The organism is Nocardia sp. NPDC004278 (genome assembly GCF_053602975.1).
In genome coordinates this window covers 81,731-108,251 of record NZ_JBSGEQ010000025.1, presented here as the reverse complement: position 1 = coordinate 108,251, position 26,521 = coordinate 81,731, and the positions used below count along the sequence as shown (strand labels likewise).

Sequence of the window (26,521 nt, the reverse complement as noted above, 5' to 3'; positions counted from 1 at the left end):
GTCCGGGTTCCGGGGGTCCTCCCGCACTACCGGGACGCGACCGCTCAGCTCTGCGCGCGGACGATGATGAGCGGGCAGTCGGCGGCGTGTAGGACGGCTTGGCTGACCGAGCCCAGCGTCATGCCCGCGAAGCCGCCGCGGCCATGGCTGCCGACGACGATCATTTGGGTGTCCATCGATTCGGCTAGTAGGCGTCTGGCCGGTCGATCCTCGACGACCACCCGCTGTACCTCGAGGTCCGGGTACTTCTCCGCGTAACCGGCCAGGCTTTCGGACAGCAGTTCCTCGGCTGCTTCCTGCATGTCCGCGCTGGGGATGTAGCGGTTGAATTCGGTCCAGGTGAGCACCGCCCGCACCGCGACATTGCGATGAACGGCCTCATCGAAGGCGATCTCGATGGCGGTGATGCTGCTCGGGGAGCCGTCGACGCCGACCAGCACCGGGCCCAGCAGTCGCTTCACCGAGTAGCGCTCGGGTTCGGGGATGACCGCCACAGGACAGTGCGCATGCCGGGCCGCGGCGGTGCTGACCGAGCCGAGTAGGCCGCGGCGGAACGCGCCCAGACCGCGGGTGCCGACGACCAGCATGCGGGCGTCCTTCGATCGGTCGAGCAGGACCGGGATCGGCAGCGCCTCGACGACGAAGGTAGCGATGTCGAGGTCACCGACGGGTGCGGCGGCCGCTGTGGCGAACTCACTCGCCGCGGCGACGGCGGCCGCACCTTCTTGTCGATACACGTCATAGTCGATCTGGTCGATCGAGATGTTCGGTCCGAAGTCGACCTGGGCGCCGATGGCGTGCACGATGTGCAGGGGCGCGCGGTGGTGGACGGCCTCGACGGCAGCCCAGCGGGCGGCCTCGGCCGCGGTTTCGGAGCCGTCGATGCCGACCACGACGGGAGGGTTGATGGCGTTGGCAGACATGTGATGTCGCTACCTTCCTGTGCGTATCCCTTCGGTTCCGCGGATCCGGTTAGAGCCGATCATGCCGTGGTTCGTTACAGACCGGACGGGTACGTCTCGGGGATCGTGCCCGCGACCCATTCGCCGGTCGGTTCCAGCGGTTCCAGCGCGGTGGTGCGGTCGATGTGGATGAGTGCGTCGAATTGGTCGGCGGGTCTGGTGTGGAAATAGTGGCTCTGGCGTTCGGTGCCGGGTCGGTAGATCACGCCGATGGCGCGCTGCAGCCGGGGTTGACGCAGCAGGTCGGTGGCCTCACCCGGAATATCCATGCGGAGTAGGAATTCCGGGCTGCCGGTGTCGTGCAGCAACTCTTCCGTGCTGGATGGCAGTGCGGGGCGGACGGTTTCGCGGATGGCGGGCCCGCCCCAGTCTCCTGCGGCGGTGACCGTGCCGGAGCAGGTACTGAAGCCGATGACGCGGCAGGCATCGCCGTGGCGTTCGCGGGTCAACTGGCCGAGATTGAGTTCGCCTTCGCTGCCCAGTTCGGTGGCGCGGGCATCGCCGATGTGGGAGTTGTGCGCCCACACCACGATTCGGGCTCCAGGGCCGCCGGAGCGGTCCAGATGGGTGGCGAGTGCGTCGAGGGTGTCGGCCATATGCTCGTCGCGCAGATTCCATGAGGACACTCGGTCGCCGAACATAGCCCGGTAGTAGGCCTCGGCGTCGCGCACCGACCAGGCGTTGCGCAGTGCGTCGAACTGTTCATCGGCGGTTACGGGTGCCAGCTCGCCGCGGGCGATCGCGAGGCGCTGCAACTCCAGCAACTGCCGGATCACTTGGGCCTCACAGGATTTGCCCGCGCCGAAGGCGGCGGCGAAACCGTAGGTCTGGCCATCGTCGCCCACGACGTGATCGAAGCAGGCGTAGCGACTCTTGGCACGCTGCGCGGCCGGCGGATCGACGCGGTCGAGATAATCGACGACCTCGTGCATCGAGCGGTCCAGGCTGTAGAGATCCAGACCGTAGAAGCCGGTCTGAATTCGGTTGTCGCGTTGTTGTTCGGCGTTGTATGCGCGCAGCCAGGCGACGAATTCGCGCACCTCGGTATTGCGCCACATCCAGGCCGGGAAGCGTTCGAATCCACGCAGCGCCTGTTCGGCGGTGTTGTCGGTGCCGCGTCCGTGCACGTACTGGTTCACCCGATAGGCATCGGGCCAGTCCGCCTCGGCGGCGACGGCGGTGAAGCCCTTCTCCTTGATCAGCCACCGCGTGATCGCCGCCCGGGCTCGGTAGAACTCGTGTGTGCCGTGCGAACTCTCACCGATCAGCACGAACCGAGCGTCGCCGATGAGTTCCTCGAGCACCTGGATAGGCGGGACACCGTCGGGCGCGTCGATGGCCGCGGCCCGAATGGTGGCCGCGGCGTCGATGCGCGGGACGGCGGTGCCGGTGGTCGATATGCTCAGCAGAATGCGCACCTGCTCGTCGGTGACCTGGGTGAAGTCCCAGAACCATTCGCCGACCGCGCGGAACGGCGAAGGCATTGTCGCGCAGACCGTTTCGTCGACCGAGGCACCTAGTTCTCGGCAGGTCGACTCCGGTGCGGCGGGGACCGCGACCACGATCCGCTTCGGCTCGCCCGCCCGGATCGCCTCGATGGCGGCGAACATGCTCGCGCCGGTGGCCAATCCGTCGTCGACCAGGATCACCGTCCGTCCGGTCACCTCGATCGGGCCGCGGTCGGCGCGGTAGGTCGCCTCCCGCCGAATCATCTCCTGGGCCTCATCGCGGGCGATGCTGCGTACCTGGTCAGCGGTCAGTCGTAGGGCGCGCACCATATCGTCGTTGAGGACGATGCGGCCGCCGGTGGCGAGTGCGCCGATCGCGAACTCGGGATGGCCCGGTGCGCCGAGCTTGCGCACGACCAAGGCGTCCAGCGGTGCGCTCAGCGCCGCGGCGACCTCCCAGGCGACCGGAACACCGCCGCGGGGCAGTCCGAGCACGAGGACATCCGGATCGCCGCGATAGTGTTCGAGCAGTCCGGCAAGCACCCGGCCCGCCTCGTGCCGGTCCCGGAAGATCGGCCGGGGCCTTTCGTGCTCTGCCTGCGTTCGACTCATCGCTGGCCTCCCAGCACCTGGCCCGCTCGGCGCGGGCCGAATTGTTATGTCAGAGTCCGGTATTCGGTGGTCGAAACCGTTCGGATCGGCGGGCGGAAAGACCGAGGGCGCTGCGCTGGACGGCCAGCGTCAGATCTGTCGCGGTGACCACGCCGATGAGTCGCTCATGTGGGTCGATCACCGTGATGATGTCGAAGTCGGGTCGCAGCACCACCTTGGCCGCCACGGCGCTGAGCAATTCGTCGCCGGACACTCGGGCTGTCGGTGGCAGTGTGCGGGCGACTTTGCCCACCGCGGTGGTGGCGCGCGCGGCAGCCGGCAGTGCCGTCAGATCGGACCACGACAGCACTCCGATCGGCCGACCCGCCGGGTCTGTGACGGGGAATACCCGGTGATCGGTATGCACGATCTGGGAGCGCAGCAGATCGGCGACGGACCACTCGGCGGAAACCGACAGCGGATGTTCGGTCATGACATCGCGAATCCGGGTGTCGCCCAGTCGATGTCGCAGTCCGGCGGCGGCGAGCTCGACATTCGCGGCCGAGTACAGGAACCAGCCGAGCAGCATCAGCCACAGTCCACCGGCATTGCCGACCAGCAGCAGCTCCGCGCCGCCGAGGATGAGCAGACCGAGCCCGAGGATCCGGCCGCTGTGCGCGGCAATGGTGGTGGCGCGCAACCGATCTCCGGTGCGCCGCCAGATCAGCGCTCGCAGTACCCGACCACCGTCCAGCGGCGCACCCGGCAGCAGATTGAACACGGCCAGCACAACATTCATCGCGCCGAGCCAGCCGAGCATATCCGGCACCGGTCCGCCCATCAGGGGGCCGATGAGGTTCGCGACGACGAGCACGATGACGCCGATCCCGAGGCTGGTGAGCGGTCCGGCCATTGCAATGCGCAGATCCGAGCGCGGGTCCTTCGGTTCGTCGCCGAGTTCGGAGACCCCGCCGAGCAGCCACAACACCACCACATCGACCCGGGTGCCACTGCGGCGGGCGACAATCGAATGCGCCAGCTCATGAGCCAGCAGCGTGGCGAGCAGACCTACCGCGCCGGTCGCGGCGACCAGCCAGACCACCACCGAGTTCCCGTGCGCATCGGCCAGCGAGCGGCCCAGCAGATAGGTGAACAGTCCGAGAGTGACCAGCACCGACCAGTGCACGCCGACTCGAATGCCCGCGACCCGGCCCAGCGGGATCGTCGCACGTAGCACCTCAGCGCTCCCGCGTCTCGGTGCCGACCAGACCTTCGGCGAGCAGAATACGGTGTGCCTGCTGGGCCGCCTGGGTCGAGCGGTCGCGGTCGGGTTCCTCGGCAGGCAGTCGTTCGAGGCCACGTGCCAGCACGGCAACGGCGTCGCCGAGCGCCTGGACACGGTCCTGGAGACCGGCGAGCGGATCGACCGCCGGCTCCTCGGCGACCGCTTGCCATTCGATCAGCGATTCGTCGACGGCCGTCCGCGCACCGCACAGCACGCCGTAGAGCTGCATCGGCAGGACCGCGAAGACCCGGGCCAACTGTCCAGGGGAGAACAGCTCCGACAATGCCGCCGTGACCGCGCCCGCGACCGGGCCGACCTCGTCCTCGTCGATGCCCGACTCCCTGGCGAACTGCCGGAGAAATTCGGTGATGCCATGCCGGACCGGCACGTGGCTCGGCACCCAGCCCTCGTAATAGGCCCCACGCAGGACCTCGGGCAGTTGCGCCGCCAGATGCGCCGAGCTGCTGACACTGATGCGGTCGCGCACGGTGTGCAGCCACGCGCGCAGCGCCCGATAGGCGAAGGCCCGGTCATCGGTGTCGAGACTGTCGGCGACAGCGCGCAGCCAGTCGCGGGCAGTCTGCACAGCGGGCGCGAGGGGATCGTCGTGATGCGACATGGTTGGCCTCCTGGGTGCTGCCCCGGTGCGATGATGGATTCTTATCGCTCAGCCTGTGTCCCATTCGGCCACCATCCAAGGGCCGAAGGTTGCCCCGGTGTGAGCCGATGGTCCCGGTTTCGGCTGCGGTAGCTGTGCGCCGGTCGACCACGGGAGAACGGCGGCCGTTCAAGGCATTTCCCCTCGCTGGGTTCACGCGCACTCTCCGCTTGCGCGGGCGCGCCGGAAATGGACATGGTGCGCGATCGCATCGTTACGACCGGCATACGAGCACCGGGCAGCTCGTGTGGTGGAGCAGGTCCCGGCTGGTCGACCCGAACAGCAAAGCCGTCGCGGTCGAGTAGCCATGGCTGCCGACGACGAGCAGTTGCGCATCCTGCGCCATCTCGTTCAGCACTGAGCGGGCCAGGCCGGGGACGGGCATTTCGATGACCTCGACATCCGGGTATTCCGTGCACCATCCGGCCAAGGACTCGGCCAGCAGGGTACGTTCCTGCTCGCCACGGTCGAGATGGTGGCCCACCGGTTCGATGCGCGAAGGCCAGCAGTGCACCGCGGCCAGCGGCACACCCAATGCCGCGGCGATCTCGAAACCGTGGGCGATGGCCGGGATGCTGAGCTCGGTCCCGTCCACGCCGACCGCCACCGGCTTACCGCGGGGAATGGGCCTGCCGTTCGCGCCGCGCCACACCCCGACCGGGCAGTGCGCATGCTCGGCGACATGCACGGTGGTCGATCCGATCAGCCTTCCCTCGTAGGCGCTCTGCGCACCCACCACGACAATGCGGGCATGCGCACTCAGCTCCACGAGCGCCTTGCTGGGCGGGCCACCGGGCAGTGTGGCCTCGACCGTCAGTTCCGGGTCGCAGGTGCGCACGAGGCGGCAGGTTCGATCCAGGGTTTGGGTGGCGGCGTCGTATGCGTGCGGCGCATGGACGCGGTCGGCCAGCTGCTGCGCGGCGGTGTGTGGGTGCGGCAGCGCGTGGGCGATCAGCAGCGGCGCGTGCAGCGCGCCGGCGAGGTAGGCCGCCCAGCGCGCCGCATTCAACGCCGTCGCGGAATCGTCCACACCGACGACGATGGTGTTGTGGTCGGCCCTGATGACCATCGGACCTCACTCCTCGACAGCCCACTCCGCGTTCGTCAGCGGTGCGTTGGTGTAGGCACGACGGACGCATCCGTGCCGCGTTGAAGGTGGCTACCTGTGCGATGGCGTACACGACGAGCACAGCACGTTCCGTGGTCGCCGGTAGCCATACCTGCACTGTCCGCCGCGCCGTGTGCGCGGGGTAGGGCCACCGGGTAGCGTCGGCGTTGACCAATGTCATCCGCCCGAGCGGCGCACGACAGGCGACGGATGACGGGCTCCTCGGATACCGATCGGTACCGCCTCAGCCTGCGCTGGCCCCACTGGGCTGCACAGGGCCCAAAGCCCTTGTCCGCGATGGTCTTAGCCGGGTCCTTTCGTGTCGATCGCCACCGGCTGGCGGCTACCAACGGCTTGAGCCGCTGTCCGAATGGAGTGATACCTCGCGCAGCGCATCCTGGCGATGAATGCGTGCGATCGCATCCGCGAGGAGCGGCGCGCTCGTCTGCACCCAGATCGGGGCGCAGTCCTTGGTCACCTCGTTGGAACTTCGCGGTGTGGACTTTGGTCACTCAGGACCGGCCGACAGTCGATACACAGGACTACGGGATGCCCTACTCGGGTGCTCGGCCAGCAGGTGGAATCGACACTCAGGTGATGTCCGCCGCATGGCGCCCGCTCTGGGCGTAGAGACGGTGGGCAGGACCGGGAGGTTCATGATGATCGCAGGTGTCGTGGCCGTGATCGGGTTCCCGACGGTATTGCTGGCGGTGTGGTGGTTTGTCAGCTCCGGCAGCAGTGAGCAGCGTGGTCCCGGCGCCTGGTCGGTTACTCGCAGCACCGATCCGGGCACATCGGCCGAGGTCGATGATTCGCCGCCGCGGCTCCCCGCGCGGCTGACCGTCGAGTGGGCCGATCCTGGACAGGTTTGGCGGGCGCTGGATATGGAGAACGCGTTACTCGCCGAACTCCGGACGAGCCGGATCGGTCGGTTCGAATACCGTACCCGCCTGTTCGCGCTGGCCTGCGATTGCGATCCAGCGCCGAATGAGCAGCGGCACAGAGAGGTTGGTCCGTCATGACAACAGTCGATACCGCCGCAGTATGCGACCAAGAGGTGGCGATCCCCATCGGCGCGGTCGAACTCGCCGCACATCTGCGGATACCGGATCACCCTGTCGGCATTGTCGTCTTCGCACACGGCAGTGGGAGCAACCGCCACACTCCACGTAATACCTCCGTGGTCGAGGTATTCGCCGGACATCGTCTGGCGACGTTGTCGATCGATCTGCTGACATCGGCCGAGTCGATCGTTGGCGCCAAGGTTTTCGACGTCGAACTGCTGGGCACTCGCCTCGCCATCGCTCGCCGATGCTTGCGGAGTTCATCGATCTGCCGGGAGCTTCCGGTCGGATACTTCGGTGCCGGTTCCGAGGCCCCCGCCGCGCTCTGGGCGGCGGCGGAACCGCGCGACAAGATCCGCGCCGTGGTTGTGCGGGGCGCCCGACCCGACCTGGCTGGTGCACGGCTGGGCGGTGTCATGGCACCGACGCTGTTCCTTGTCGGTGGCCTCGACATCCGTGTGCGTACCGTCAATCATCGTGCGGCCGAGACGATGCAGTGCGAGCACCGGGTCAGCGTGCTGGCCGGGCACGGTCCCGGATCGGCCGATCTGCGGATATCGCAGCGGGCTGCCTACGTGGCGGCCATGTGGTTCGCCGAGCAGTTGCGGGCACATCCGGCACCCGCCGCCGGACCGACTCGGGACGGCGACGTCGATGAGTCGGTCGGCTGAAAGAGCTGCCGTTGTCAGCATGACTACGCACGTCCGCACCGAGAGAGACGCGTCGTCCCCATGGCTGTGGGACCAAGGTCCTCATTCGTAACGTCCCACAACGGCTTTCGGTACTCGAGTTCGTAATCCGGGTCGGCTGGGCTGGACCTGCGCCGGTGTCCGCGCACACCGATCACGGCTGGCACATCTCGGTAATCCAGTGCGGTACAAGATCGTTCATCGGTATCGCGGGCGCCCCGGTGGTCTGTTCTCCCCGTCGGCCCCGTTTCCTGGTCGTTGGTACCCGAAAGATGGGGCGATCGGCCCTGCTCCCGGCGGTCCAGCGGAGCGCACGGTGGGGTGACCCGAACGAATCGGCCCGTGGTGGGCCGGTCCGTGGGTGAAGGAGATGTCCGACATGATGTATTGGTACGACCATGATCTCAGCGGTTGGGGATATGCCTGGATGAGCATCGGGATGGTGGTGTTCTGGGGGTTGTTGATAGCGGCCTTCGTGCTCGTGATCCGAATGGTCACCCGGCCCGACGGCGCGACCTCGACCGATGACCGGTTGCGCAGCGCGGAAGACCTGCTGGCGGAGCGTTTCGCACGCGGAGAGATCGATGCGGAGGAGTACGCGAGTCGGCTCGACACCCTGCGCACGCATGGCGGTGCGGTCCCGCGAAAGTGAGTGCGCACGCCCGCGTCGCGCATACGGCCTTCGACGCGGCAGCTCACTGCGGCGGAAGTCGCCGGAGTGCAAGGTGACGGCGGTGGCGGTGCGCCGGGGAGCGGGGACGAACGTCCTCGGTGAGCGGGTCATCGGGCTCTGGGACAACGACGTACGTCGGTCGATAGTCGAGATAGCGGGCGCCTCGCCGCCTATGAGTAGGAAGGGTGCCCTCGATGATTCGGATGGATGGGCTGACGAAATACTACGGTCGCAAACCTGCGCTGATCGATGTCACGCTGCGGATCCCGCCCGGGGTCGTTTTCGGCTACCTGGGGCCCAACGGCGCGGGCAAGACGACCACGATCCGAATCCTGGTCGGACTCATGCGCCCCACGCGCGGTTCGGCGTGGGTACAGGGTGCGGATACGGTCCGTGAACGCGAGGCGGCCCAGCGCTGCATCGGCTATCTGCCCGGACAATTCGTCGCCTATCAGGATCTGACCGCGCAGCAGTATCTCGAGTATCTGGCGAACCTGCGCGGCAACGTCGATCCTGCGATACGTGACGCGCTGGTCAAACGGCTGGACCTGGATCCGACGGTCCGGATCGGCGCGATGTCGCACGGCAACCGGCAAAAGGTCGGCATTGTGCAGGCGTTCATGTCCGAGCCGGATCTGCTGGTGCTCGATGAGCCGACACAGGGGTTGGATCCCTTGGTACAGCGCGAATTCCTCGCGATGGTACGCGAAGCGCGCGACGCCGGACGCACGGTCTTCCTGTCCTCCCATGTGCTCTCGGAGGTGCAGGCCGTCGCCGATACCGTCGCCATGCTGCGGGAAGGACGAGTGATCGCCGAGCATTCGGTGGCCGAGCTGACCACCCGGGCACGCCACCGCATCGACCTCACCTTCGCTGGCGAGCCACCGGACCTGAGCGCCCTGCGCCGAATCGAGGGCGTGCGGCGGGTCGAACAGAACACCATCGCCGTGCACATCGACGTGGACGGTTCGACCGCGGAACTTCTCAAAGCCGTCGCGCCCTACGACGTGGTCGACATTGCCAGCCATGAACCGGATCTCGAAGAGGTCTTCCTGACTTACTACGGACAGGAGTGAAAGACCATGCTGCGCAACGTCTATCTGAAGAGTCTGCGTGATCAGCGGCGCGGGCTGATCGGCTGGAGTATCGGAATCGTCACGCTGGTGCTGATGGAAAGCGCCTTGTGGCCGTCGATCTCGGATATGGCTGGTTTGCGCGAGTTTCTGGCGAACTATCCCGAGCCGCTGCGCAAGCTGTTCAATCTGGACGCCTTCGGCACCGGCGCCGGCTTCCTGAACGCGGAACTGTTCAGCATGCTGCTGCCGATCCTGTTCCTGGTCTTTGCGATCAGCCGCGGCGCGCGGGCGATCGCGGGTGAAGAGGAACTCGGCACACTAGAGGTCCTCTTGGTGACCAGGGTCTCGCCGGTGCGCTTGGCGCTCGAACAGGCGGCCGTGCTCGCGACCGCCGTGCTCACGCTGGGCGCGGTGCTGTTCGGTGCGATCGTGGTGTGTTCGGCGATCTTCGGTCTGGACATCGCAATCGGCGCCGCGCTGACCGGAGCATTGTCGATGGTGCTGCTCGGCATCGAATTCGGCTGGCTCGCGCTGGCCGTCGGCGCGGCCACTGGTAAACGCACTGTGGCACTGGCCATCACGTCGGTGTTCGCGGTCGGCGCATATGTGCTCTACGTCGCGAGCAAACTGGTCGAGGCCGTGCGGCCCTGGGGACCAGCGTCGCCGTTCCATCAGGCGATCGAGGGCGGCCCACTCGGCGCCGGGCTACCCGCGGAATACGGCTGGCTGGCTTTGGCCGGTGCGGTGGCACTGGTGGCCGCCCTGCCGGTCTTCGACCGCCGCGACATCGCGGGAGTGTGATCCATTTCGCGGCCACGTGAGCTGACCCGATCGTCGGCTCGCATCGTGCAGACGGCGCGGCGTCACCTGCGGATGCTGAGGATGTCGATGAGGGGGCGGCGGGGCGATGGCGGGATATCGGGTTCATTGTCGGGCGCTGTGCCGATGCGGATCACGACCTGCGGCACGCCGGGATGGGCAAGCAGGCTCGCGAGGACCCTTCGGCCCGTGGGCAATTCGGTGATATGGGTCAGTGCGCAGGTCGCCAATCCGGCAACTGTGCACTCGAGTAGCACCGCGGACAGCACCTCGCCAGTGTGCAGCCAGTTGGGTTGGGAATCGCTGCTCGAGCTGAGCACCAGCAGTCGCGACCGGTCCTCCAGCGTGCCGCGGCGGGCCGAATGCGGCGCGGACGGGAAAGTGCGTCCCACACCCACGCGGGCGAATTCGGCTTCGGAGACCAGTGCATTGCGCGGAACCCCCTCCGGTCCGCTGGAATGTCCGGACCACCAACGCAATTCGGACTGGTACTCCATATCGTAGCGGCGCGTCGCGGTGGCGTGTGCAGAGGCGGCCGCGAGCCGGGGGCGGACGCTGTCGTCGAGGGCAGTCAGCTCCAGGTCGTGGGGTATCACCAGCATCTGTACGGTGTGCACGACTTGCGGCCAGTCGGTCGGCGCTAGCATCGGCAGCCGGTCGGTGCGCCGCTGATCGATAGCGCGGGCGCGGGCACGCACGCTGTCGGGTGGGTCGGGCCACCGTCGGAAGTCGATGACCGCCAGGTAGTCGGGTTGCTCCGGATCGGGCAGCCGTGTGACATCGGTGTGCCAACCCTGCGCCGCGAACGCGGTGCGCACGTGGTGCAGCATCGCGCCGCAGCTGATCACCAATTGCCTGCCCAGCGGGTCCGTCGCGCTCAGCAGCCGGTCGTTGTCGCGGCGCAGGTGCAGCCGAGTGCCGTCGAACTCGCAGCGCCACGGCTGGGTGTTGTGCACCGAGGGTGCCCGGCCGGCCAGCCGCATGGCCGCCAGCACCGTCGGATGGTCGGGCACGTTGGAGGTGGGAGAGGGGGTGCTGTCGGTCATAGCTTCGAGTGTCGACCGCCGCTATATCGGTCGATAAGGGACTTGCGCCCGTTCTCGAGGGCACATGGTCACCGACCGGACGGTTCGCCTCTCGCCCTGCGACGAGCAGCCGGTCCACCGACCTCACTCCCGATACGCTGGCCGACTGACCTATCGGGTCACGGCGCACATGGTTGCCAGATCACGGCGTGCCATCGGAAATCCGGGCGGCCGGTACCAGAACCGCCCGGATTGTGTTGTCACTCGGCCGATTCGATGGCGACATGGTTTCCTGCGGTGGTGTGTGGCCGCGGCGACCGGAACCGCGACGGTGAGGATCCGATGTGATAGCTGTGGCCGAAAACGTTTCGGCCACCACAAAGGCGTCCCGGGTGTCGGAACCGATCTCGATCCGCCGGTGGTCGAGTCCTTCTTCGTCGAGCAGTCGATCGAGCCGCCTGCCGACCTCCCGTCCGGAGGTGTGCAATGCGACCGCCGAACCGCCCAGCCTGCCCACACATCGGGCGACATTGATCCCACCGCCGCCACCGCGCACCGAGCACCGCCGCGCGCGGTTCTTGCCCTCGCTGATCAGCCGATCCACCTCGAAGGCGGCGTCCACGGTCGGATTCAGAGTGACCGTCGGAATCGTCGACACGGAATGACTCCTCTACCCGGGGTGTACGACTCAGCTTCGGCCGCGGCGGACCCGGTCGCACAGTGGTCTGCGCTCAGCCGAAGCGGCGCACGCGAAACTAGTTCGGGTGCACGACCATCACCGGACAGTCCGCATGCTGCACGAGCCAACTGCTGGTCGAGCCGAGGAGTAGACCGCGGAATCCGCCGCGGCCGCGACTGCCGACCACGAGCAGCTGTGCGGACTTCGACCAGTCCGCCAACTGCTCGCGCGGCCCGGCAACGGAGACCTTGCGGGTCACGGTGACGTCAGGGTATTTCTCCTGCCAACCCGCGAGACGCTCGGCCAGCAGTGCGTGTTCGGCGATCTCGAGGTCGACGATGGGGATTTCGAGATATGAACTTCCGGCGTACTCGCCCATGGTCAGATCGCTCCAGGCGTGCACGGTGACGAGTTCGGCATTGCGCTCGGACGCCTCGGCGAATGCCGCGCCGAGGGCGGCCTCACCGACCGGGCTGCCGTCCGCGCCCACCACAACGGGCCCGCCGCGATGCGTCGGTTCTCCGGTGCCGGGCACGACCACGGTCGCGCCGTGGCCGTGCCCGGCCACCGCGAGCAATGTCGATCCGACGTGCGCGAGCGTGCCGACGCCCCTGGTGGCACCCATGACAACGAGGTGCGCGCCTTCCGAGAGCGTGATCAGCAACTTCGCCGGGTTCGCTTCGGAGAGTTCGGTGGCCACGGTGCGATCCGCAGCGATGTCGCGTGCAAGGGCGCGAGCCTCGGCCAGGATGCGATCGCCATGACCGTGCATCGCCTCGATGACCGATGACACCGTGATGAGGTGGGTCCCGAGGACCGCGCGCGAGACCGCGAGGTCGAGGCCGTGCACGATCAGCAACTGCCGTCCCTTCCGAGCCGCCGTTTCGGCCGCCCATCGGACGGCGGCATCGGCGGACGCGGACCCATCGGTCCCCACCACCACCGCAGCCGATGTCAATTGGTGTCGATCCGCATCATGTCGGGTGCTCATTCCGCTGCCCTTCAGGTCGCGACGTTCGAGTCGGCGTGTATCGGAGTGTCGAACAAAGCATCTCGCCCGACCGACTCGGCTGTGAGGTGCCGAACGTCATCGGCCGCGATGACCAAGAGCATGTGACGGTGCGTGGTCCGGCCGCGTACCGATGTACCTATCCGGTTGCGATCCCGGCGCGCGCCAGCTCGGTCAAGGTCGCCTGAACGACTCGTGGGCGCGCCGCCGCGACGGGACCGGACAGGCCGACACCGAGGTCGAGGGTCGCTGCTTCCACGGCGATGACGACGAGCTCACGGGGGAGGCGGCCGAGCGCTCGTCCGAGTGGCACCGCGTCGGGGATGCCGAGGGCGTGGGAGCTGGTTGCGGTGGTGAGTTCACGCAGGGCGTCGACAGTGGTACACCAGACGCGGCCCGGAGTGGACGGTTCACACTCGACGGCGTCCACGATGACGGCGAGCTCGGCGCCGTCCCACGCATCGAGCAGTCCGGTCGGTTCGCCGTCGCGCATGGTGACGACAACACCGGGCAGATCGAGCGCTTCGATGTCGCGGGCCACGGCAGGGCCGATCCCATCATCGCGGCGAAACTCGTTCCCGACACCGATAACGACGGCCTGCGGCCCGGTCACCGGCGCACCACGTCGAGTGCGAGGAAATGTGCCGAGCACGAGATGCACGGGTCGTAATTGCGGATGGTGCGTTCGCACAGTGCGGTGAGCGCCGCGTCGTCGAGGTCGAGGTGGTCTGTGACGACGCGACGCAGGTCGTCTTCGATGGCGGCCTGGTTCTGCGAGGTGGGCGGAACGATGTCGGCGGAACGGATGATGCCGTCGGCGTCGACGTCGTAGCGGTGATACAACAGACCCCGTGGTGCCTCACTCACACCGTGGCCGGTAGCCGCCCGAGCAGTGACGGGAACGGCTGCGCGCGAAGGTGTTTCGTAGTCTTCGAGCAGCCGTAGCGCCTCCTCGATGGCATAGACGACCTCGACGGTGCGAACCAGGATGCTGCGGAACGGGTTGCGGCAGGCACCGCCGAGTCCGATCTCGGCGGCGACCTGACGAGCCATCGGCGACAACCGGGGGGAGTTGAGTGTGTACCGGGCCAGCGGACCGGTGAGGTAGCGGCGGCCGTCGAGGGTCGCGTGCAGGGCGGTCGAGTGCGGAACCTGATCTTCGGCGACGTGCTCGGCGAATTCGGCAGCGGAGAAGGTAAGTCCGGAACTGCTGTGGATATCTCCGGATTCGATCGCATACCGATGCGGGTCGGAGACGGCGAGCAGGTCGTGATCCAGCTCTGCGTCCGGAAATTCGAGTCCACCAGCCCGGCGCGCGGTGTGCACGGCGTAATCCAGTGCACGGCGCAGCTGTTCGGCCAGTGGTACGAGATCGGTAGGGGACGGAACGGAGTAGAAGCCGCCGACTCGGACGTTGATCGGATGGATGGACCGTCCACCGATCAGTTCGAGCAAGGCGTTGCCTGCCCTTTTCACCGCCAAGCCCTGTTCGACGAGCTCACGATGATCGGCGGCGAGGGTGATGGCGTCGGGATAGCCGAGGAAATCGGGTAGATGCAGTAGGTAGATGTGTAAGGAATGGCTGGAGATCCACTCTCCGCAGTACAACAGTCGGCGCAAACGCGCCAGCGGCGGGTCGAGCTCGACGCCGCAGAGCTGCTCGAGTGCGTTGCAGGCGCTGGTCTGGTAGGCGACCGGGCAGATGCCGCAGATGCGGGCGGTGATGTCGGGCGGTTCGGTGTAGGCGCGACCGCGCAGGAACGCCTCGAAAAAGCGGGGCGGCTCATAGATGTTCAGCTCGGCCCGCTCGACGGCACCGTCGGAAACAACGATCCGCAGCGCGCCTTCGCCCTCCACCCGCGCAAGCGAACTGACCCGCAACTGCCTACTGCGATGACTCACCGGACCTCCTGTCCGCGAAGGCCGGTGCGGCTGCTGCAACAGTGTGGAACACTCGGTCGACATCGTCGGTGGACATGCCGTTGACACTCAGAATCGGCAGCAGTGCACGGATATTCGGAGTCGCCATCGGACCGAAGCAGCCATAGCAGCCGCGATGGTAAGCCGGGCACAGCGCACCGCACCCGGCCTGGGTGACCGGGCCCAGACACGGAATGCCGTGTGCGACAGTCACACACGTGGTCCCACGGCGCTTGCACTCGGTGCAGACGCTGGTGTTCGGCAGGTCGGGGGCACGCCCGGCGAGGAAGGCGCACAGCGTGTCCAGTAGTTGGCGACGGTCGATCGGGCAGCCGCGCAGCTCGAAATCCACTGGCACGTGCGCCGAGATCGGTGTCGAGGTGGCCAGCGTCGAAATATATTGCGGGCTGGCATACACGACGGAAGTGAACTCGGTGACATCGGCGAAGTTGCGCAGCGCCTGGATGCCGCCGTGCGTCGCACAGGCACCGATGGTGACGAGAATCCGTGACTGCGCCCGGATCTCGATGATGCGCCGTTGTTCCTCCGGCGTGGTGACCGATCCTTCGACCAGCGACACATCGTAGGGGCCGGATTCGACCGTGCTGGTCGCCTCAGTGAAATGTGCGATATGGAGGCGTCCGGCCAGGCTCAGCAACTCGTCCTCGCAGTCGAGCAGCGTGAGTTGGCAGCCGTCGCACGAGGTGAACTTCCACACCGCCAAGGTCGGGGTCCTCGTCTGGGAAGTGTTCATCACAGCTCCCGGATCGATAGCAGCGGTTGGGCTGTCGCGTAGTCGACGACCGGGCCGTCGCGGCACAGCAGCAGCGGTCCGAGTTGGCAGTGTCCGCAGCGGGCGGCGCCGCACTGCATGTTGCGTTCGAGCGCGATCCGGATATCGGTTGCGGCGATTCCCTTGCGCAGCAAGGTCTGCGCGCAGAATCGCATCATCGGTTCCGGACCGCACAGGAATGCCGTCGTGCGACCGGGGTCCAGCCTGAGCCTGGTCAGTGATTCGGTGACGAAGCCGACCTGACCGGTCCAGCCCGCCGCCGGATGATCGACAGTCTGATGCAATTCGACATCACCGGTCGCGGCCCACAGCCGTTGGTCGTTTCGGAACAGGAGGTCGGACGGGGTTCGGGCACCGGTGATCAGTACCACCCGCCGATAGTCCTCGCGCGCCGCCAGCGCCGTGAGTACGACCGGCCGCAGCGGCGCCAGTCCAACACCGCCGCCGACGATCACAAGATCGCGCTCGCGTGCGGATTCGGGGTCCCAGCCGCTGCCGAACGGCCCGCGAACCCCGATCAACCCACCGACCGCGGTGTCGTGCAGCGCGCGGCTGACCGCGCCGACCGCGCGAATCGTGTGTTCGAGGATGTCGTCGGTGGCCGCCGGGCTGCCGCTGATCGATATGGCGACCTCGCCGACGCCGAAGCTGTAGAGCATCATGAACTGCCCGGCCCGAAACCGTTGTGCTGCCTGGTGAACCGGTTCGAGCATGAGGGTCACGGTGTCGCGGTTCTGTGGGATACGGCCGACGACCCGGTAGGGCAGCATGGTGTCGCCCGGTGCCGGTGTACCCCGCGCGATGGTGGTGCTCGTCGCGGCGCCGCGCTGGCTCATCGGCTTCTTCCGTCGCCGGTACCGCTCAGCGGCGAGCGTGCGGAGGTGTCGCCCGGATTGCGGTACAGATCGAGCAGCCGTGCCCGGGTGGCCTGCAGCCGTTCCAGCACAGCCTCGAGCAGCATGCGGTTCAGGGCGCGGCCGAATACCGGGTCCAGGTCGGCGAGTTCGGTCAGTCGAGCGGAATCGAATTCGATCGCGTGTACCGGTTCGACCGTGTGTGCACCGAAATGCCACCGGTACGGTGGCATCAGCCACGACCAGCCCAATAGGTCTCCACTGCCCAGGGTTTGGACGACGATATCGCCGCGGCCCGGGACGTGCGCGTCGAGCCTGACCCGGCCGTCGCGGATCAGCCAGCACCGGTCGGCCGATCGCCCCTCGGTGATCAGCTGCTGCCCGGCCGGGTAGCTGACATCGCGACCGGCGTCGGCGAGCACGGCGAGTTCCGTGTCGGTCAGTGCTGCCAGCTGTGCGAACTGCGACAGTTCGTCAACTGCGGTCACTGGCGCCCCCTTCGGCGAGCGCGGCCATTTCCGCGGTGATGTCGATCCCGGCCGGGCACCAGGCGATACAGCGTCCGCAGCCCACGCAGCCGGAGCTGCCGAACTGGTCGTGCCAGGTGCCGAGCTTGTGGGTGAGCCACTGCCGGTATCGGCTCTCGCCGGACTGCCGGACACTGCCGCCGTGCTGATAGGAGAAATCCAGTTCGAAGCAGGACACCCAGCGTTCCCAGCGTTCGGCGTGATCGCCGGTCAAATCGGTGACGTCCTCGGCGGAGGTACAGAAACAGGTTGGGCACACCATCGTGCAGTTGCCACAGGTGAGACACCGAGATGCCACGTCCTGCCACTGCGGCGAGTCGTGGGATTCGCGAAGCACAGTGGGCAGGTCGGCGTCCGGCATCGACCGGCCCATCCGTCCGGCAGCAGCGTCGACCGCGGTCCGGGCCGTGGTGACGTCAGCGGTTTCGGCGGGACCAATGGTGAGGTGCGCGAGCACATCTGCACCGGTCTCAGTGCCGATGTCGACCAGGAATCGATGCCCGACGGCGTCGATGATTTCGGTGAGCGCGAGGTCATATCCTTTGGACACGCCGGGCCCGGTGCCCATCGAGACACAGAAGCACACACCGCCCGGCTCGGTGCAGTTCACCGCAACCACGAACAGGCCCGCGCGGCGACCGGTGTATCCGGTGTCGGGATATGTCCCACCGCCGAGTACGCGGCCCAGGATCGCGATCGCGGCGAGATCACACCCGCGCACGCCGACAAACGCAAACCGTTGTGCGAAGTCTTCGGCACGTTGCTCGTTCAGGTCGGGCCCCATCTCCCACACCTTGCGGTGTGGCGGATGCAAGAACTGTTTCCACGAGCCGGGCCCGGCCGAATGCGCGAACACGGCGGCATCATCGCGGCGCCGCAGCCGATACCGTCCGGGCTCGGTATCCACGCTCCACCCGGCGGGCAGCTGCGCTCCGGACACGAGATCGTCCAGCACGATCGCACCGTCGCGCTCCTGCGGACCGATGACCCGATACTCCTGCTCGTGCAGGACTTCAACGAGGCGGTCCAGGCCCGCGCGGTCGATCACCACCGTGTCGCCAGGCTTCATGAGGCCCCCTGCGGATCGCAGATTTCTACGCTGTCGAGTCTGGTGAGCGGATGTCGGTGCAACGAGGGCCGAAGGTCACCACTCGCGTCGGCAGACGCCCCGAGCAGACGGCCGCTGCGCTCGGGGCCGCCGGGCGCCGAAGCGACCTGCGGTGGCGTCACACCGGTCGGAACGCCAGGCAGATGCGTGTGAGCGCCGGGATCCGTTCCACCTGCTCGGTGACCTCGGTGCCACTGCCTTGATGGCCGCGATCAAGGGGAACCGATCAGACCGGTGTCGATCGAGATGCTTCGGCCGTGGCATCGGCAGCGGCTTGCGGTGGGCACCCACCGCCGAGGCGGAGCACGGTAGCGAAGCCTGTGTCGAGGCATTCGGTGAAGGCCGCGAGGTCGGGGATCGCAGCGGAGTCCGCGTTGATCGCGACGTAACAGGTTCCGACATGCGATGTCAACGTCACGTTGACGGCCGTGCCGATCGTTGGGCCGAACGCGTACATGCGGTCGATGCGCGCACCGGCGATATAGAGGGGCGCCGGGGAACCCGGGACGTTGGAGGCGACGAAGTCGACATGCTTGAGCATCCCGGTGACCACTCCGACCGGCAACCGGTTGAACGCCGCCGCGATAGCACCGGACAGCGGGATGGCCGGTTCGCGGCGCCAACTGCCGACGGCGGCGTCCACGGCGCGCATCAAGTCTTCGGTCTCGGCGATGTCGACCGGCAACGCGAAACGAGTGAGCGTGATCCGGTTGCCGCCGAGCGGATCATCGGCCGTCCGAAGACTGATCGGCATGGTAAGCCGCAGCTGGTCGACCTTCGCCCCGTGCCGGTCGTGATAACTGCGCAGTCCGATGACCACCGCGGTCAGAAAGGCATCGTTCATCGTGCAGCCCACAGCACGCGCGGCGCGGCGCATTTGCTCGAGGGGTGCATCCAGCACCGCCAGTCCGCGACCGAGACTGCGTTCGGTCATCACCGGCGACAGCGTGGCGGTGACGGGCTTGGCAAGGCGGACCACCGAGGTCGCAAGTGCGGCGGTCTCGCGTACCGTCCGAGCGGGATGAGTGACAGCTCGCCACACGGTTTGCGGTGTCGCCCGGATGCCGCCGCGAAGGAGATCCGAGCCGACCGCCCAGTTCCATGCCACGACATCGCGCAGCTCGCCGTCATCGTCGTGCGGCGGCTCGGGCGGATGACCGCGATCGGTGCCCGCACGATCGAAATCGAATAGCGCCGCGGCGATCTGAATGCCGCCGATACCGTCGGTGAGGCTGTGGTGCACTGTCATCACCAGCGCGCATCTTCCACCCGACAAACCGCTGAGCAAGGTCGAGCGCCACAGCGCACGAGCCGGATCGAAGGCGGTCATCGCCTCGGTGCGCGCGAATTCGAGTACCTCGGACATGGTCGCCGGTTCCGGCAGCGCAACCCGTCGCAGGTGCCAGGACAGGTCGAAACCCGGATCGACCGTCCACCTGGGCGGGGCGAGACCGAGCGGCGCGGCGACCAGCCGATGCCGCAACCTCGGTACGAGGCGGGTGCCGCGACCGATCGTCTCCACCAAGCGATCCCAGTCCGGATCGGTATCGAGGATCAGAACCGAGACGATGGTCGAACGCAGGACCGGATCCCGCTCCATGTTCCACGAGAACAGGTCCGATTGCGACATGTGGGATTCGCGGGGACCCATTGCCTGCTGCCTTCGTCTTCGCCGGGTGTCCGTCTTACCGCTACGCTCGTGCTTCCTCAGTCCGCTACGGTCGGGCTCGGTTCCGCCGCGAGTGTCGCACGGGTCTTGTCTTCCAGACCGTCGATCGCCGCACGCGATGACCAGGCGCACGTCAGTTCCGGAAACTCGACACTGACCGCGATATGGGTCGAATCTCGTTGCGACCAGCGGACATCGCATCCGCACGCCGAACAGCCTGCGCGGACCCGAAGGGCAGCATGCTGGACGGTATCCACAACACTAAGCCTGCTCGGTCCACGTCGAAGGCGACCGATCACGAAGACCTTTATATCGAGGCCCTTCGTCCTCTCCCCGCGCCTTGGCGGGCCGGGTAACCCCGCAGTGGGCAACGCTGTTTCGCCGTACGTTTCGGTCGGCGCGCGACGCCTCACTCGGGCCTTTCTGAGCACCGTCGGAATGTCCACAGCAGGCTGTGCCGTGCCCATGTAGGACCCGAGGATGCGCCGATTCTCGGCCTCGATGCTGAGCGGTGACAGCTGCACGGTCGCCGAGGGACGTGGCAGTCCGGCCGACACGGTGCCACACGACCGGTGACGGCGTACGCGGTCTCGAACACATTGGCCGAGCCAACAGCTTCGAATGCCCAGCCGAACTTGTCTGGGCGATCTGGGCCATCAGCTTGTGCAGCGCATCCGGCGCGCACACGTCGCTGGCCCCGCGCTGCCTTCAGCCCTCACCGCGCGCGACGGTTGGTTTCGCACCGTCTCGGCCGTCATCGAACGATCTGGTCGGCGGCGTTTCGCGGCCGCGGAGCAGTCGGATCGTCGAAAGCGAGCGAGCAATTGCCGTCGCCCGGTGGGCGGATTGACATGATGGACATCATGCGAGATTGTAAATCGCATGATGGTCGACATGCGAAATGCGACCCCTCAGGAGGGACAGCGAGCGCGACAGAAACGAGAGTCGTTGACGCGCATCCTCGATGCGGGCGCCGCTCGGCTGCGGGCGGACGGTCCCGACGGCGGTGCCATCGGCAAGGTCATGCAGGATGCGGGACTGACGCACGGGGCCTTCTACTCGCACTTCGCCAGCAAAGACGAACTGGCCATCGCAGCCTTCCGGCACGGGCTTGCCGAAAGCCGGCCGCGCTGGATCGGCAAGAAGCCGGACGCTTCCTGGGGCGCACGCGCGGCCCGCCTCGCCCGTGGCTACCTCAACCGAACCCATCGCGACGATCGCGCCGATTCGTGTGCGTTCTCGGCGATCGGATCCGACGCCGCGCGCTTGCCCGCCGAGTTCCGTGCTGCCTACGAGGAGGAACTGCGCAAGACCCTCAACGCGATGGGGGGACGCCCAGTGGACGAGGCGCAGGAGCACGAACTCTATGACGAAGCGATCGCGACCCTGGCCCTGTGCATCGGCGGTCTGGTGCTGTCGCGAGCCGTGGAATCCGAGTCCTTCTCGTCGCGGATTCTTCGAGTGTGCCGGAATACGGTGGCGCAGATGGGCGCTGCCGTCGATGAACGCGCCGAGCGCGAACATGAGGCAGAGGCATGAATTACCAGAACTGCCGTTTCGAATGACCACACAGCCTGGATCACGCTGAGCCGCCCCGGAAGCCGCAACGCGAGATCCCGTGCACATCGAACTGCTCATCGAGGAGGATAATGTCGTACAGCACAGAGCCTTTCGCTTCGAAGAAGTTCTCGGATATTCGCGGGCAACGCGTGGCCTATATCGATGAGGGGGAGGGCGACGCCATTGTCTTCCAACATGGCAACCCGACATCGTCGTATCTGTGGCGCAATGTCATGCCGCACTGTGCAGGGCTGGGGCGGTTGGTCGCCTGTGATCTCATCGGTATGGGTGATTCCGACAAGCTCCCGGAGTCCGGTCCCGACCGCTATACCTACGCCGAGCACCGTGACTATCTCTTCGGGCTGTGGGATGCGCTCGACCTCGGCGACAATGTCGTGCTGGTCCTCCACGACTGGGGGTCGGCCCTGGGATTCGATTGGGCCGATCAGCACCGCGACCGTGTCCGGGCGATCGTTTACATGGAAAGCATCGTCATGCCGGTCACGTGGGAACAGTGGCCGGAGCGCGCGCGAGGCGTGTTCCAGGGTTTCCGGTCGCCTGCCGGTGAGGGAATGGTGCTGGAGAAGAACATATTCGTCGAGAAGGTCCTCCCGGGGTCGGTGCTGCGGTCACTGAGCGACGCGGAGCTCGCCGAATATCGGCGGCCCTTTGCGTCGCCGGGCGAGGACCGTCGTCCCACTCTGAGCTGGCCTCGCCAAATACCGATCGACGGAGAGCCGAAAGATGTCGTCGAAGTAGTCGAGAACTACGGAAAATGGCTGAGCACAAGCGACGTCCCGAAGCTGTTCGTCAACGCGGAACCGGGCTCCATCCTCACCGGCGCCCAACGCGAATTCTGTCGCACCTGGCCCAACCAGCGCGAAATCACCGTTCCCGGATCACATTTCATCCAAGAAGACAGCCCTGATGCGATCGGCTCCGCCATCGCGGAATTCGTAAAGGAAGTGCGCGGCTGAGAGAAGCCCGGGGTCGGTCCGGTGCGAATTTCACACCGCACCGACTCGGCCCGTCGTGCTGGCCGACGACCGCCTGCCATCCACGCTGTTCGCCATGCATCGATTCGGCGGTCGCCGAGCACTACACCGCCCGTCGCCCCCTGAGGTGAACTTCTGGGAGTGCGTCGACCGCGCTGCACGTTCCCTCGGGTGTGATCGAGAAGCGCTGCCCGAGCTGGTGATCGCTCAGCGCCAGGCTGGAGTGATCGGTTCCTTCCCGGCTCTGAACGCCCGCCCCGCCACAGTTGGCGGACCGGCCCGACCGCATCACCGAGGAAAACGCTTCGTATGCGGCCGCATGCCGAAACCCGTATGCAACCCTCGCTTTCAGGTCGTGGCTGCCATCCAGCAAGACCGTGAGCGGAGATATCGAGCTCCTGAGGTAGGCCACATCCGAGCAGGCGCTGAAGCCGTCCGAAGATGTCGCAAATCTTCCCCCTAATGTCGCAACCACGTTCGTAGCGCTGGTTAGTTTCGCAAACGTGACAAAACACCGACGCGCTGGTCCGGCCCGTCGCGGTCTCGACCTGCGATCTCGATCAGCGCGTGATCCGAAGCTCGGTGCCCCTGCCGGGTGTCGACGCTCCGTTCGCCATCGGCCATGAAGGCATCGGCGAGGTGGTCGAGGTCGTGCCGGTGATGCATATGAAGGGCATTCACGTCAGCAGCGCACTCAGCAACGCCCACGCGCACATGCCCGAGGTGCTGAACCTGCTGTCCTGCGGCCGCTTGCATCCGGAACTCATCGTCAGCGATGTGATTCCGTTCGACAGCGCCGACCAGGCGATCCCCGAGGTCGGGTACAAGCCTGTCTTCGTTCGCCCAGCTCGCATCGGGACCGAGGAAAAGTGAGCGCCGAAGCTCGCTCCGCTGACATCGACAGGAAGACGAACATGAGCACTGTGGACTTCACCGCCATGAGCGGACTGGAGCTGATGCGGTGGGCCCAGCGGGATCGGCCTGCCGACACACCTTCGATCGGTCGGCTCATCGGTATCCGGATCGACGAGGTCGAGAAGGGGTACGCGACGATGTCGGTACAAACCCAGCCCGACTTCTCCAATCCTTTCGGCCAAGTCCATGGCGGCATCGCCGCCACCCTGCTCGACTCGGTCATGGCGTGCGCGGTGCACACCACCCTTCCGGCCGGCGCCCGCTACACCACCCTGGAGCTGAAGGTGAACTACATCCGCGCCGTGGCGCTCGACGCCGGTCGAATCACCGCTGAGGGCAGGGTGATCCACGTCGGGCGCACGGTGGCCACCGCCGAGAGCAAGGCCATCGACGAGAACGGCAGGCTCGTCGCACACGGCACTACCACCTGCATGATCTTCCTTTGAACCTCGTGTCGGTAAGCAATTCGTCACGCCCGCACATCCGGTCCGCTCGGTGAGCTGTACAGGTCTTGGCACGGCATAGACGGATAGCTTTCTTCCACTCGATCATCGATCGTCGCTGCCCGAGCCCAGCCGTTTGCAGTCGACTCCCGTGCGAATATCGCTGCCGCTTCGTGGGAAGCGATGAAATGCAGTGGTGACCCGAGGCCGAAATCGACTGTCAGATGGCACAACATTGCGTTTCCGTAGCTGCGACAGCAGCCTCTGCGACACCGGCAATGGCATGTGCGGCGAGCGATGCGTTCACAAACTTCTCCATCTACGACAGCAATGACGACCATTCGCGGTCGCCGCCGACGCTACGCAGCACCGGGACACCAAATGCGGCACAGTGAGTTCCATTTGCGACACGATCGGCGGGAATTCCTTGCCGCGTTCGGGTACGACGTCGGTCGCGTCGAATTCGCAGCCCAGGTCGGTGCGGTCCTTGTGGCCGCTAACTAGAGTCACGCGTCGGGTGCCGAGCTGCGTGCGGACAGAACAGCCAGGAGCCCCACAGCGCCGTCGCCGTCGCAGCGATCGGTGGTGAAGAACGTCGATGGGGGAGACCGAAGGCATTCGTGGTGCGGCAAGCCGAAGTGGAGCTACGTGCAGACGACGTTCATCGGTTTCGTTGCCGACCGGGGTGAGCGGGTGCGCCGAACGCATCAAGACCGAAGCCGTCGCGCAGATCGAACGACAGACGGCCGGAGCGTGAGCGACTACGACGCCGAGTCGCACTGGCAGGCCTACCTCGATCAGCCGCCGTCGAAGCTGCGGCGCCAGGATCTGGCGTTGCCGACGACCCGGTCGAGATCCAGCGGTACGTCCTGATCAGCGCGCACGAATGCCGAGCTATGGGCTGATCGGCGAGGCCCAATCCACGAGGCGTCGACCGCTGGACATGGCACAAGCGGCGCAACGGGCAGATCTTCGGACTCACGGATACCACCCCCGAGCACCGGGGTCGACCTACAGGCCGTCGCTTCCCGAACGCATACGCGTTCACTGCCCATGACGGCGGTCGTTCCTGCTCACGGCTTCGGGATGGTCCCGGACTTTCACCAAATTCCCTCACGACAGGGAAGGTGTCGTAGGCGAGCGCGGAAATTCCCTGCTCAAATCACATTCAAAGCCCTGCACCGGGTCACGCTGGCCCGTGGCGAATCGGTGCGCTCGTCGCCATGGCCCCCGTCCTGCTCCATATCGAGCATGTCCGGGCATATGACCACGGCTCGCCGCGACCCAGAAAAGCTCACTCGCCCAACCCGCAATTGCCGACGGCTGGGTCGGATCTGCTGGAAGCGGTTCAGGGACGGTGCTGCGACTGCATTGCTGTCCGCGATGCCGTTATGGGAATCGGCACCTATCGTCCCTCGCGGCCGGAAACCGGTGCGGCACTGGTTCGCCGTCGCAACCGCCGGCGAGGTGGTCGAGCTGACCGCGATCGCGGCCACGACATCGCCATCAGTTCATCGGTGACCAGGCGATCCGAGAATGTCGCCGGTACAGGACCGCTCGTATTCGTGATGCCTTCGACCGTTCACATGCGCAGGTCGATACGGCTCAAAGCACAGCGTATTCGGACTTCGCACTTGCTCGCGCCCGGTCGATTCTTTCGCACCACTGGTCGTGCAGTGTTCTCCAGTCTTCTGCGGCGGTGCGGATCCACTTCATTGCCAGCTCTGCCGCAGCCAAGGCGGGTTTCTCCCTTTCGAATTCGTTATCCGCGTGCGCGGCGCGGTCGACCAGTTCGCTCCAGCGATTGAAATCTTGATGTAGTGCGTCTTCGACCTTCTTGTGCATTGCAGCTCCTTTGTGGCTGAAGTGATCTTGTGAATCGATTTCTCGGACATGGGATCGGGTTCCGGCAACGTGGTCGGGTAGCGCGGACCCGGGAAGCAAGAGCCGCTGAGGCTCGCCGATGCAGCAGTTGTGGTGTTGTGGAAACGCTCAGCTGTTCGGCAACATCACGCAATCGCGGCTGCCGTCTCGTTATTGCTGTCCGCCGCAAGTGTCGCGGGGGTCGATCATCAATATGATGACGAGAGGGTAAGCCTGCAGATCACGAGCCGGTTACGGACCTCTGCTCGCCGACCTCATGGGCAACTTGCGGGGCGTGTGGTCGTTTCGACCTAGCGCCTACAGGGCTGCCGACCTTCCCAGCCGTCTTTTTGATATCAGCTTGATTACAGTTTACGCACAGTCGGTTAACTATGTATAGGGGAATGCGGAAGTCGCTGCAGAAACCGCAGGTGGGCCCCCGCTCTGTGCGCCTCCAGCAGTTTGCTGGATCGAATTGGTTCCGGATCCGGCCGAACTCGACTCGGACTCGAACACCCCTGCTGATCGCCAACCGTGCCCTGGACGGGCAGTGGCGGACTCTCGACGGGGCAGTGGTGTAGCGACCGACCGTCATCGTCTCCGAGATCTACAACACCCGCCTCGAGATGTGCTCGTCTACGCCGCACACACTGTCGATCGTGCTTCGGTCAGCGGCTCGAATCACAAGTTCCAGCGTCCGATTCGTGCGATGCGGCGCATTGCCGGAATGTACCGAATCGCGAAGAGCTGCAGCTTCATTCCGACTGTGACGCCACATTCGGATGCAT

The 26,521-nt window shown here is 66.2% G+C and carries 25 protein-coding genes, 1 pseudogene and 1 riboswitch; of the genes and pseudogenes, 10 read left to right on the top strand and 16 right to left on the bottom strand.

Annotation, left to right across the window (positions count from 1 at the left end):
* Positions 1–44: 44 nt before the first annotated feature.
* The 5 genes from ACWEO2_RS31305 to ACWEO2_RS31285 all read right to left on the bottom strand — a co-directional run bounded on the left by ACWEO2_RS31305 (position 45) and on the right by ACWEO2_RS31285 (position 6,013).
* A complete protein-coding gene (locus ACWEO2_RS31305) occupies positions 45–923 on the bottom strand; it encodes a universal stress protein (protein ID WP_452408626.1) in 879 nt (292 codons plus the stop codon).
* Positions 924–997: 74 nt separating this feature from the next.
* Positions 998–3,022, bottom strand: a complete 2,025-nt coding sequence (locus tag ACWEO2_RS31300; RefSeq protein ID WP_452408625.1) for an erythromycin esterase family protein — start codon at positions 3,020–3,022, stop codon at positions 998–1,000.
* A 49-nt stretch (positions 3,023–3,071) separates the two neighbouring features.
* Positions 3,072–4,238, bottom strand: a complete 1,167-nt coding sequence (locus ACWEO2_RS31295) for a site-2 protease family protein (protein ID WP_452408624.1) — start codon at positions 4,236–4,238, stop codon at positions 3,072–3,074.
* 1 nt (position 4,239) lies between these two features.
* A complete protein-coding gene (locus ACWEO2_RS31290) occupies positions 4,240–4,905 on the bottom strand; it encodes a DUF2267 domain-containing protein (protein WP_355184343.1) in 666 nt (221 codons plus the stop codon).
* Positions 4,906–5,158: 253 nt separating this feature from the next.
* The gene (locus ACWEO2_RS31285) at positions 5,159–6,013 is read right to left on the bottom strand and encodes a universal stress protein (protein WP_452408623.1); all 855 of its coding nucleotides are present in this window, start codon (positions 6,011–6,013) and stop codon (positions 5,159–5,161) included.
* Between the two features lie 698 nt (positions 6,014–6,711).
* Here ACWEO2_RS31285 and ACWEO2_RS31280 point away from each other — a divergent pair.
* The 5 genes from ACWEO2_RS31280 (at position 6,712) to ACWEO2_RS31260 (ending at position 10,355) form a co-directional block, all read left to right on the top strand.
* Positions 6,712–7,074, top strand: a complete 363-nt coding sequence (locus ACWEO2_RS31280; protein WP_452408622.1) for a hypothetical protein — start codon at positions 6,712–6,714, stop codon at positions 7,072–7,074.
* Positions 7,071–7,787: a hypothetical protein gene (locus ACWEO2_RS31275; protein WP_452408621.1), complete on the top strand. Its 717-nt coding sequence runs from the start codon at positions 7,071–7,073 to the stop codon at positions 7,785–7,787. Before ACWEO2_RS31280 ends, ACWEO2_RS31275 begins: the two co-directional genes overlap by 4 nt.
* 397 nt (positions 7,788–8,184) lie before the next feature.
* Positions 8,185–8,457, top strand: coding sequence for an SHOCT domain-containing protein (locus tag ACWEO2_RS31270; RefSeq protein ID WP_355184440.1), 273 nt, complete (start codon positions 8,185–8,187; stop codon positions 8,455–8,457).
* Positions 8,458–8,672: 215 nt separating this feature from the next.
* The gene (locus ACWEO2_RS31265) at positions 8,673–9,554 is read left to right on the top strand and encodes an ABC transporter ATP-binding protein (RefSeq protein ID WP_452408620.1); all 882 of its coding nucleotides are present in this window, start codon (positions 8,673–8,675) and stop codon (positions 9,552–9,554) included.
* A gap of 6 nt (positions 9,555–9,560) precedes the next feature.
* Complete coding sequence (locus ACWEO2_RS31260; RefSeq protein ID WP_452408619.1) at positions 9,561–10,355, top strand: ABC transporter permease; 795 nt, start codon at positions 9,561–9,563, stop codon at positions 10,353–10,355.
* 62 nt (positions 10,356–10,417) lie between these two features.
* Here ACWEO2_RS31260 and ACWEO2_RS31255 read toward each other — a convergent pair whose 3' ends face one another.
* The 10 genes from ACWEO2_RS31255 to ACWEO2_RS31210 form a co-directional block, all read right to left on the bottom strand.
* Positions 10,418–11,419 (bottom strand): Acg family FMN-binding oxidoreductase, encoded by a 1,002-nt coding sequence (locus tag ACWEO2_RS31255; RefSeq protein WP_452408618.1) that lies wholly within the window; start codon positions 11,417–11,419, stop codon positions 10,418–10,420.
* Between the two features lie 181 nt (positions 11,420–11,600).
* A complete protein-coding gene (locus ACWEO2_RS31250; RefSeq protein ID WP_452408617.1) occupies positions 11,601–12,056 on the bottom strand; it encodes a PfkB family carbohydrate kinase in 456 nt (151 codons plus the stop codon).
* Positions 12,057–12,153: 97 nt separating this feature from the next.
* Entirely contained in the window at positions 12,154–13,068 is a 915-nt protein-coding gene (locus ACWEO2_RS31245; protein WP_452408616.1) for a universal stress protein, read from the bottom strand.
* A gap of 157 nt (positions 13,069–13,225) precedes the next feature.
* Positions 13,226–13,699 carry a hydrogenase maturation protease gene (locus tag ACWEO2_RS31240; RefSeq protein WP_452408615.1) on the bottom strand — a complete coding sequence of 158 codons (474 nt, stop codon included), beginning with the start codon at positions 13,697–13,699 and terminating at the stop codon, positions 13,226–13,228.
* Complete coding sequence (locus ACWEO2_RS31235) at positions 13,696–14,988, bottom strand: Ni/Fe hydrogenase subunit alpha (RefSeq protein ID WP_452408614.1); 1,293 nt, start codon at positions 14,986–14,988, stop codon at positions 13,696–13,698. Before ACWEO2_RS31235 ends, ACWEO2_RS31240 begins: the two co-directional genes overlap by 4 nt.
* Entirely contained in the window at positions 14,972–15,760 is a 789-nt protein-coding gene (locus tag ACWEO2_RS31230) for an NADH-quinone oxidoreductase subunit B family protein (RefSeq protein WP_452408613.1), read from the bottom strand. Before ACWEO2_RS31230 ends, ACWEO2_RS31235 begins: the two co-directional genes overlap by 17 nt.
* Positions 15,760–16,635 carry an FAD/NAD(P)-binding protein gene (locus tag ACWEO2_RS31225; RefSeq protein ID WP_452408612.1) on the bottom strand — a complete coding sequence of 292 codons (876 nt, stop codon included), beginning with the start codon at positions 16,633–16,635 and terminating at the stop codon, positions 15,760–15,762. Before ACWEO2_RS31225 ends, ACWEO2_RS31230 begins: the two co-directional genes overlap by 1 nt.
* Positions 16,632–17,141: a Crp/Fnr family transcriptional regulator gene (locus ACWEO2_RS31220; RefSeq protein WP_452408611.1), complete on the bottom strand. Its 510-nt coding sequence runs from the start codon at positions 17,139–17,141 to the stop codon at positions 16,632–16,634. Before ACWEO2_RS31220 ends, ACWEO2_RS31225 begins: the two co-directional genes overlap by 4 nt.
* Positions 17,128–18,249: a 4Fe-4S dicluster domain-containing protein gene (locus tag ACWEO2_RS31215; protein ID WP_452408610.1), complete on the bottom strand. Its 1,122-nt coding sequence runs from the start codon at positions 18,247–18,249 to the stop codon at positions 17,128–17,130. Before ACWEO2_RS31215 ends, ACWEO2_RS31220 begins: the two co-directional genes overlap by 14 nt.
* Positions 18,250–18,514: 265 nt before the next feature.
* Positions 18,515–19,918: a wax ester/triacylglycerol synthase domain-containing protein gene (locus ACWEO2_RS31210; RefSeq protein ID WP_452408609.1), complete on the bottom strand. Its 1,404-nt coding sequence runs from the start codon at positions 19,916–19,918 to the stop codon at positions 18,515–18,517.
* Between the two features lie 987 nt (positions 19,919–20,905).
* On the opposite strand from ACWEO2_RS31210, the gene ACWEO2_RS31205 reads away from it, so the two are divergent.
* The 5 genes and pseudogenes from ACWEO2_RS31205 to ACWEO2_RS31185 all read left to right on the top strand — a co-directional run bounded on the left by ACWEO2_RS31205 (position 20,906) and on the right by ACWEO2_RS31185 (position 23,873).
* Positions 20,906–21,496 carry a TetR/AcrR family transcriptional regulator gene (locus ACWEO2_RS31205; protein ID WP_452408608.1) on the top strand — a complete coding sequence of 197 codons (591 nt, stop codon included), beginning with the start codon at positions 20,906–20,908 and terminating at the stop codon, positions 21,494–21,496.
* 110 nt (positions 21,497–21,606) lie between these two features.
* Complete coding sequence (locus tag ACWEO2_RS31200; protein ID WP_452408607.1) at positions 21,607–22,494, top strand: haloalkane dehalogenase; 888 nt, start codon at positions 21,607–21,609, stop codon at positions 22,492–22,494.
* A 208-nt stretch (positions 22,495–22,702) separates the two neighbouring features.
* Positions 22,703–22,829, top strand: a pseudogene (locus ACWEO2_RS31195) (NAD(P)H-dependent flavin oxidoreductase); the annotation flags it as partial.
* 205 nt (positions 22,830–23,034) lie between these two features.
* Positions 23,035–23,385, top strand: a complete 351-nt coding sequence (locus tag ACWEO2_RS31190; RefSeq protein ID WP_452408649.1) for a hypothetical protein — start codon at positions 23,035–23,037, stop codon at positions 23,383–23,385.
* A gap of 41 nt (positions 23,386–23,426) precedes the next feature.
* Positions 23,427–23,873 (top strand): PaaI family thioesterase, encoded by a 447-nt coding sequence (locus tag ACWEO2_RS31185; protein WP_452408606.1) that lies wholly within the window; start codon positions 23,427–23,429, stop codon positions 23,871–23,873.
* Positions 23,874–24,816: 943 nt separating this feature from the next.
* Positions 24,817–25,021, bottom strand: a riboswitch (cobalamin riboswitch).
* A gap of 454 nt (positions 25,022–25,475) precedes the next feature.
* Here ACWEO2_RS31185 and ACWEO2_RS31180 read toward each other — a convergent pair.
* Positions 25,476–25,715 (bottom strand): hypothetical protein, encoded by a 240-nt coding sequence (locus ACWEO2_RS31180; protein ID WP_355184375.1) that lies wholly within the window; start codon positions 25,713–25,715, stop codon positions 25,476–25,478.
* Positions 25,716–26,521: the final 806 nt, after the last annotated feature.

Coding starts and splice junctions, on each gene's coding strand:
- ACWEO2_RS31305 (WP_452408626.1), bottom strand. CDS start 923: ATGTCTGCCAACGCCATCAACCCTCCCGTCGTGGTCGGCATCGACGGC.
- ACWEO2_RS31300 (WP_452408625.1), bottom strand. CDS start 3,022: ATGAGTCGAACGCAGGCAGAGCACGAAAGGCCCCGGCCGATCTTCCGG.
- ACWEO2_RS31290 (WP_355184343.1), bottom strand. CDS start 4,905: ATGTCGCATCACGACGATCCCCTCGCGCCCGCTGTGCAGACTGCCCGC.
- ACWEO2_RS31285 (WP_452408623.1), bottom strand. CDS start 6,013: ATGGTCATCAGGGCCGACCACAACACCATCGTCGTCGGTGTGGACGAT.
- ACWEO2_RS31280 (WP_452408622.1), top strand. CDS start 6,712: ATGATCGCAGGTGTCGTGGCCGTGATCGGGTTCCCGACGGTATTGCTG.
- ACWEO2_RS31275 (WP_452408621.1), top strand. CDS start 7,071: ATGACAACAGTCGATACCGCCGCAGTATGCGACCAAGAGGTGGCGATC.
- ACWEO2_RS31270 (WP_355184440.1), top strand. CDS start 8,185: ATGATGTATTGGTACGACCATGATCTCAGCGGTTGGGGATATGCCTGG.
- ACWEO2_RS31265 (WP_452408620.1), top strand. CDS start 8,673: ATGATTCGGATGGATGGGCTGACGAAATACTACGGTCGCAAACCTGCG.
- ACWEO2_RS31260 (WP_452408619.1), top strand. CDS start 9,561: ATGCTGCGCAACGTCTATCTGAAGAGTCTGCGTGATCAGCGGCGCGGG.
- ACWEO2_RS31255 (WP_452408618.1), bottom strand. CDS start 11,419: ATGACCGACAGCACCCCCTCTCCCACCTCCAACGTGCCCGACCATCCG.
- ACWEO2_RS31245 (WP_452408616.1), bottom strand. CDS start 13,068: ATGAGCACCCGACATGATGCGGATCGACACCAATTGACATCGGCTGCG.
- ACWEO2_RS31230 (WP_452408613.1), bottom strand. CDS start 15,760: ATGAACACTTCCCAGACGAGGACCCCGACCTTGGCGGTGTGGAAGTTC.
- ACWEO2_RS31225 (WP_452408612.1), bottom strand. CDS start 16,635: ATGAGCCAGCGCGGCGCCGCGACGAGCACCACCATCGCGCGGGGTACA.
- ACWEO2_RS31215 (WP_452408610.1), bottom strand. CDS start 18,249: ATGAAGCCTGGCGACACGGTGGTGATCGACCGCGCGGGCCTGGACCGC.
- ACWEO2_RS31210 (WP_452408609.1), bottom strand. CDS start 19,918: ATGTCGCAATCGGACCTGTTCTCGTGGAACATGGAGCGGGATCCGGTC.
- ACWEO2_RS31200 (WP_452408607.1), top strand. CDS start 21,607: ATGTCGTACAGCACAGAGCCTTTCGCTTCGAAGAAGTTCTCGGATATT.
- ACWEO2_RS31185 (WP_452408606.1), top strand. CDS start 23,427: ATGAGCACTGTGGACTTCACCGCCATGAGCGGACTGGAGCTGATGCGG.
- ACWEO2_RS31180 (WP_355184375.1), bottom strand. CDS start 25,715: ATGCACAAGAAGGTCGAAGACGCACTACATCAAGATTTCAATCGCTGG.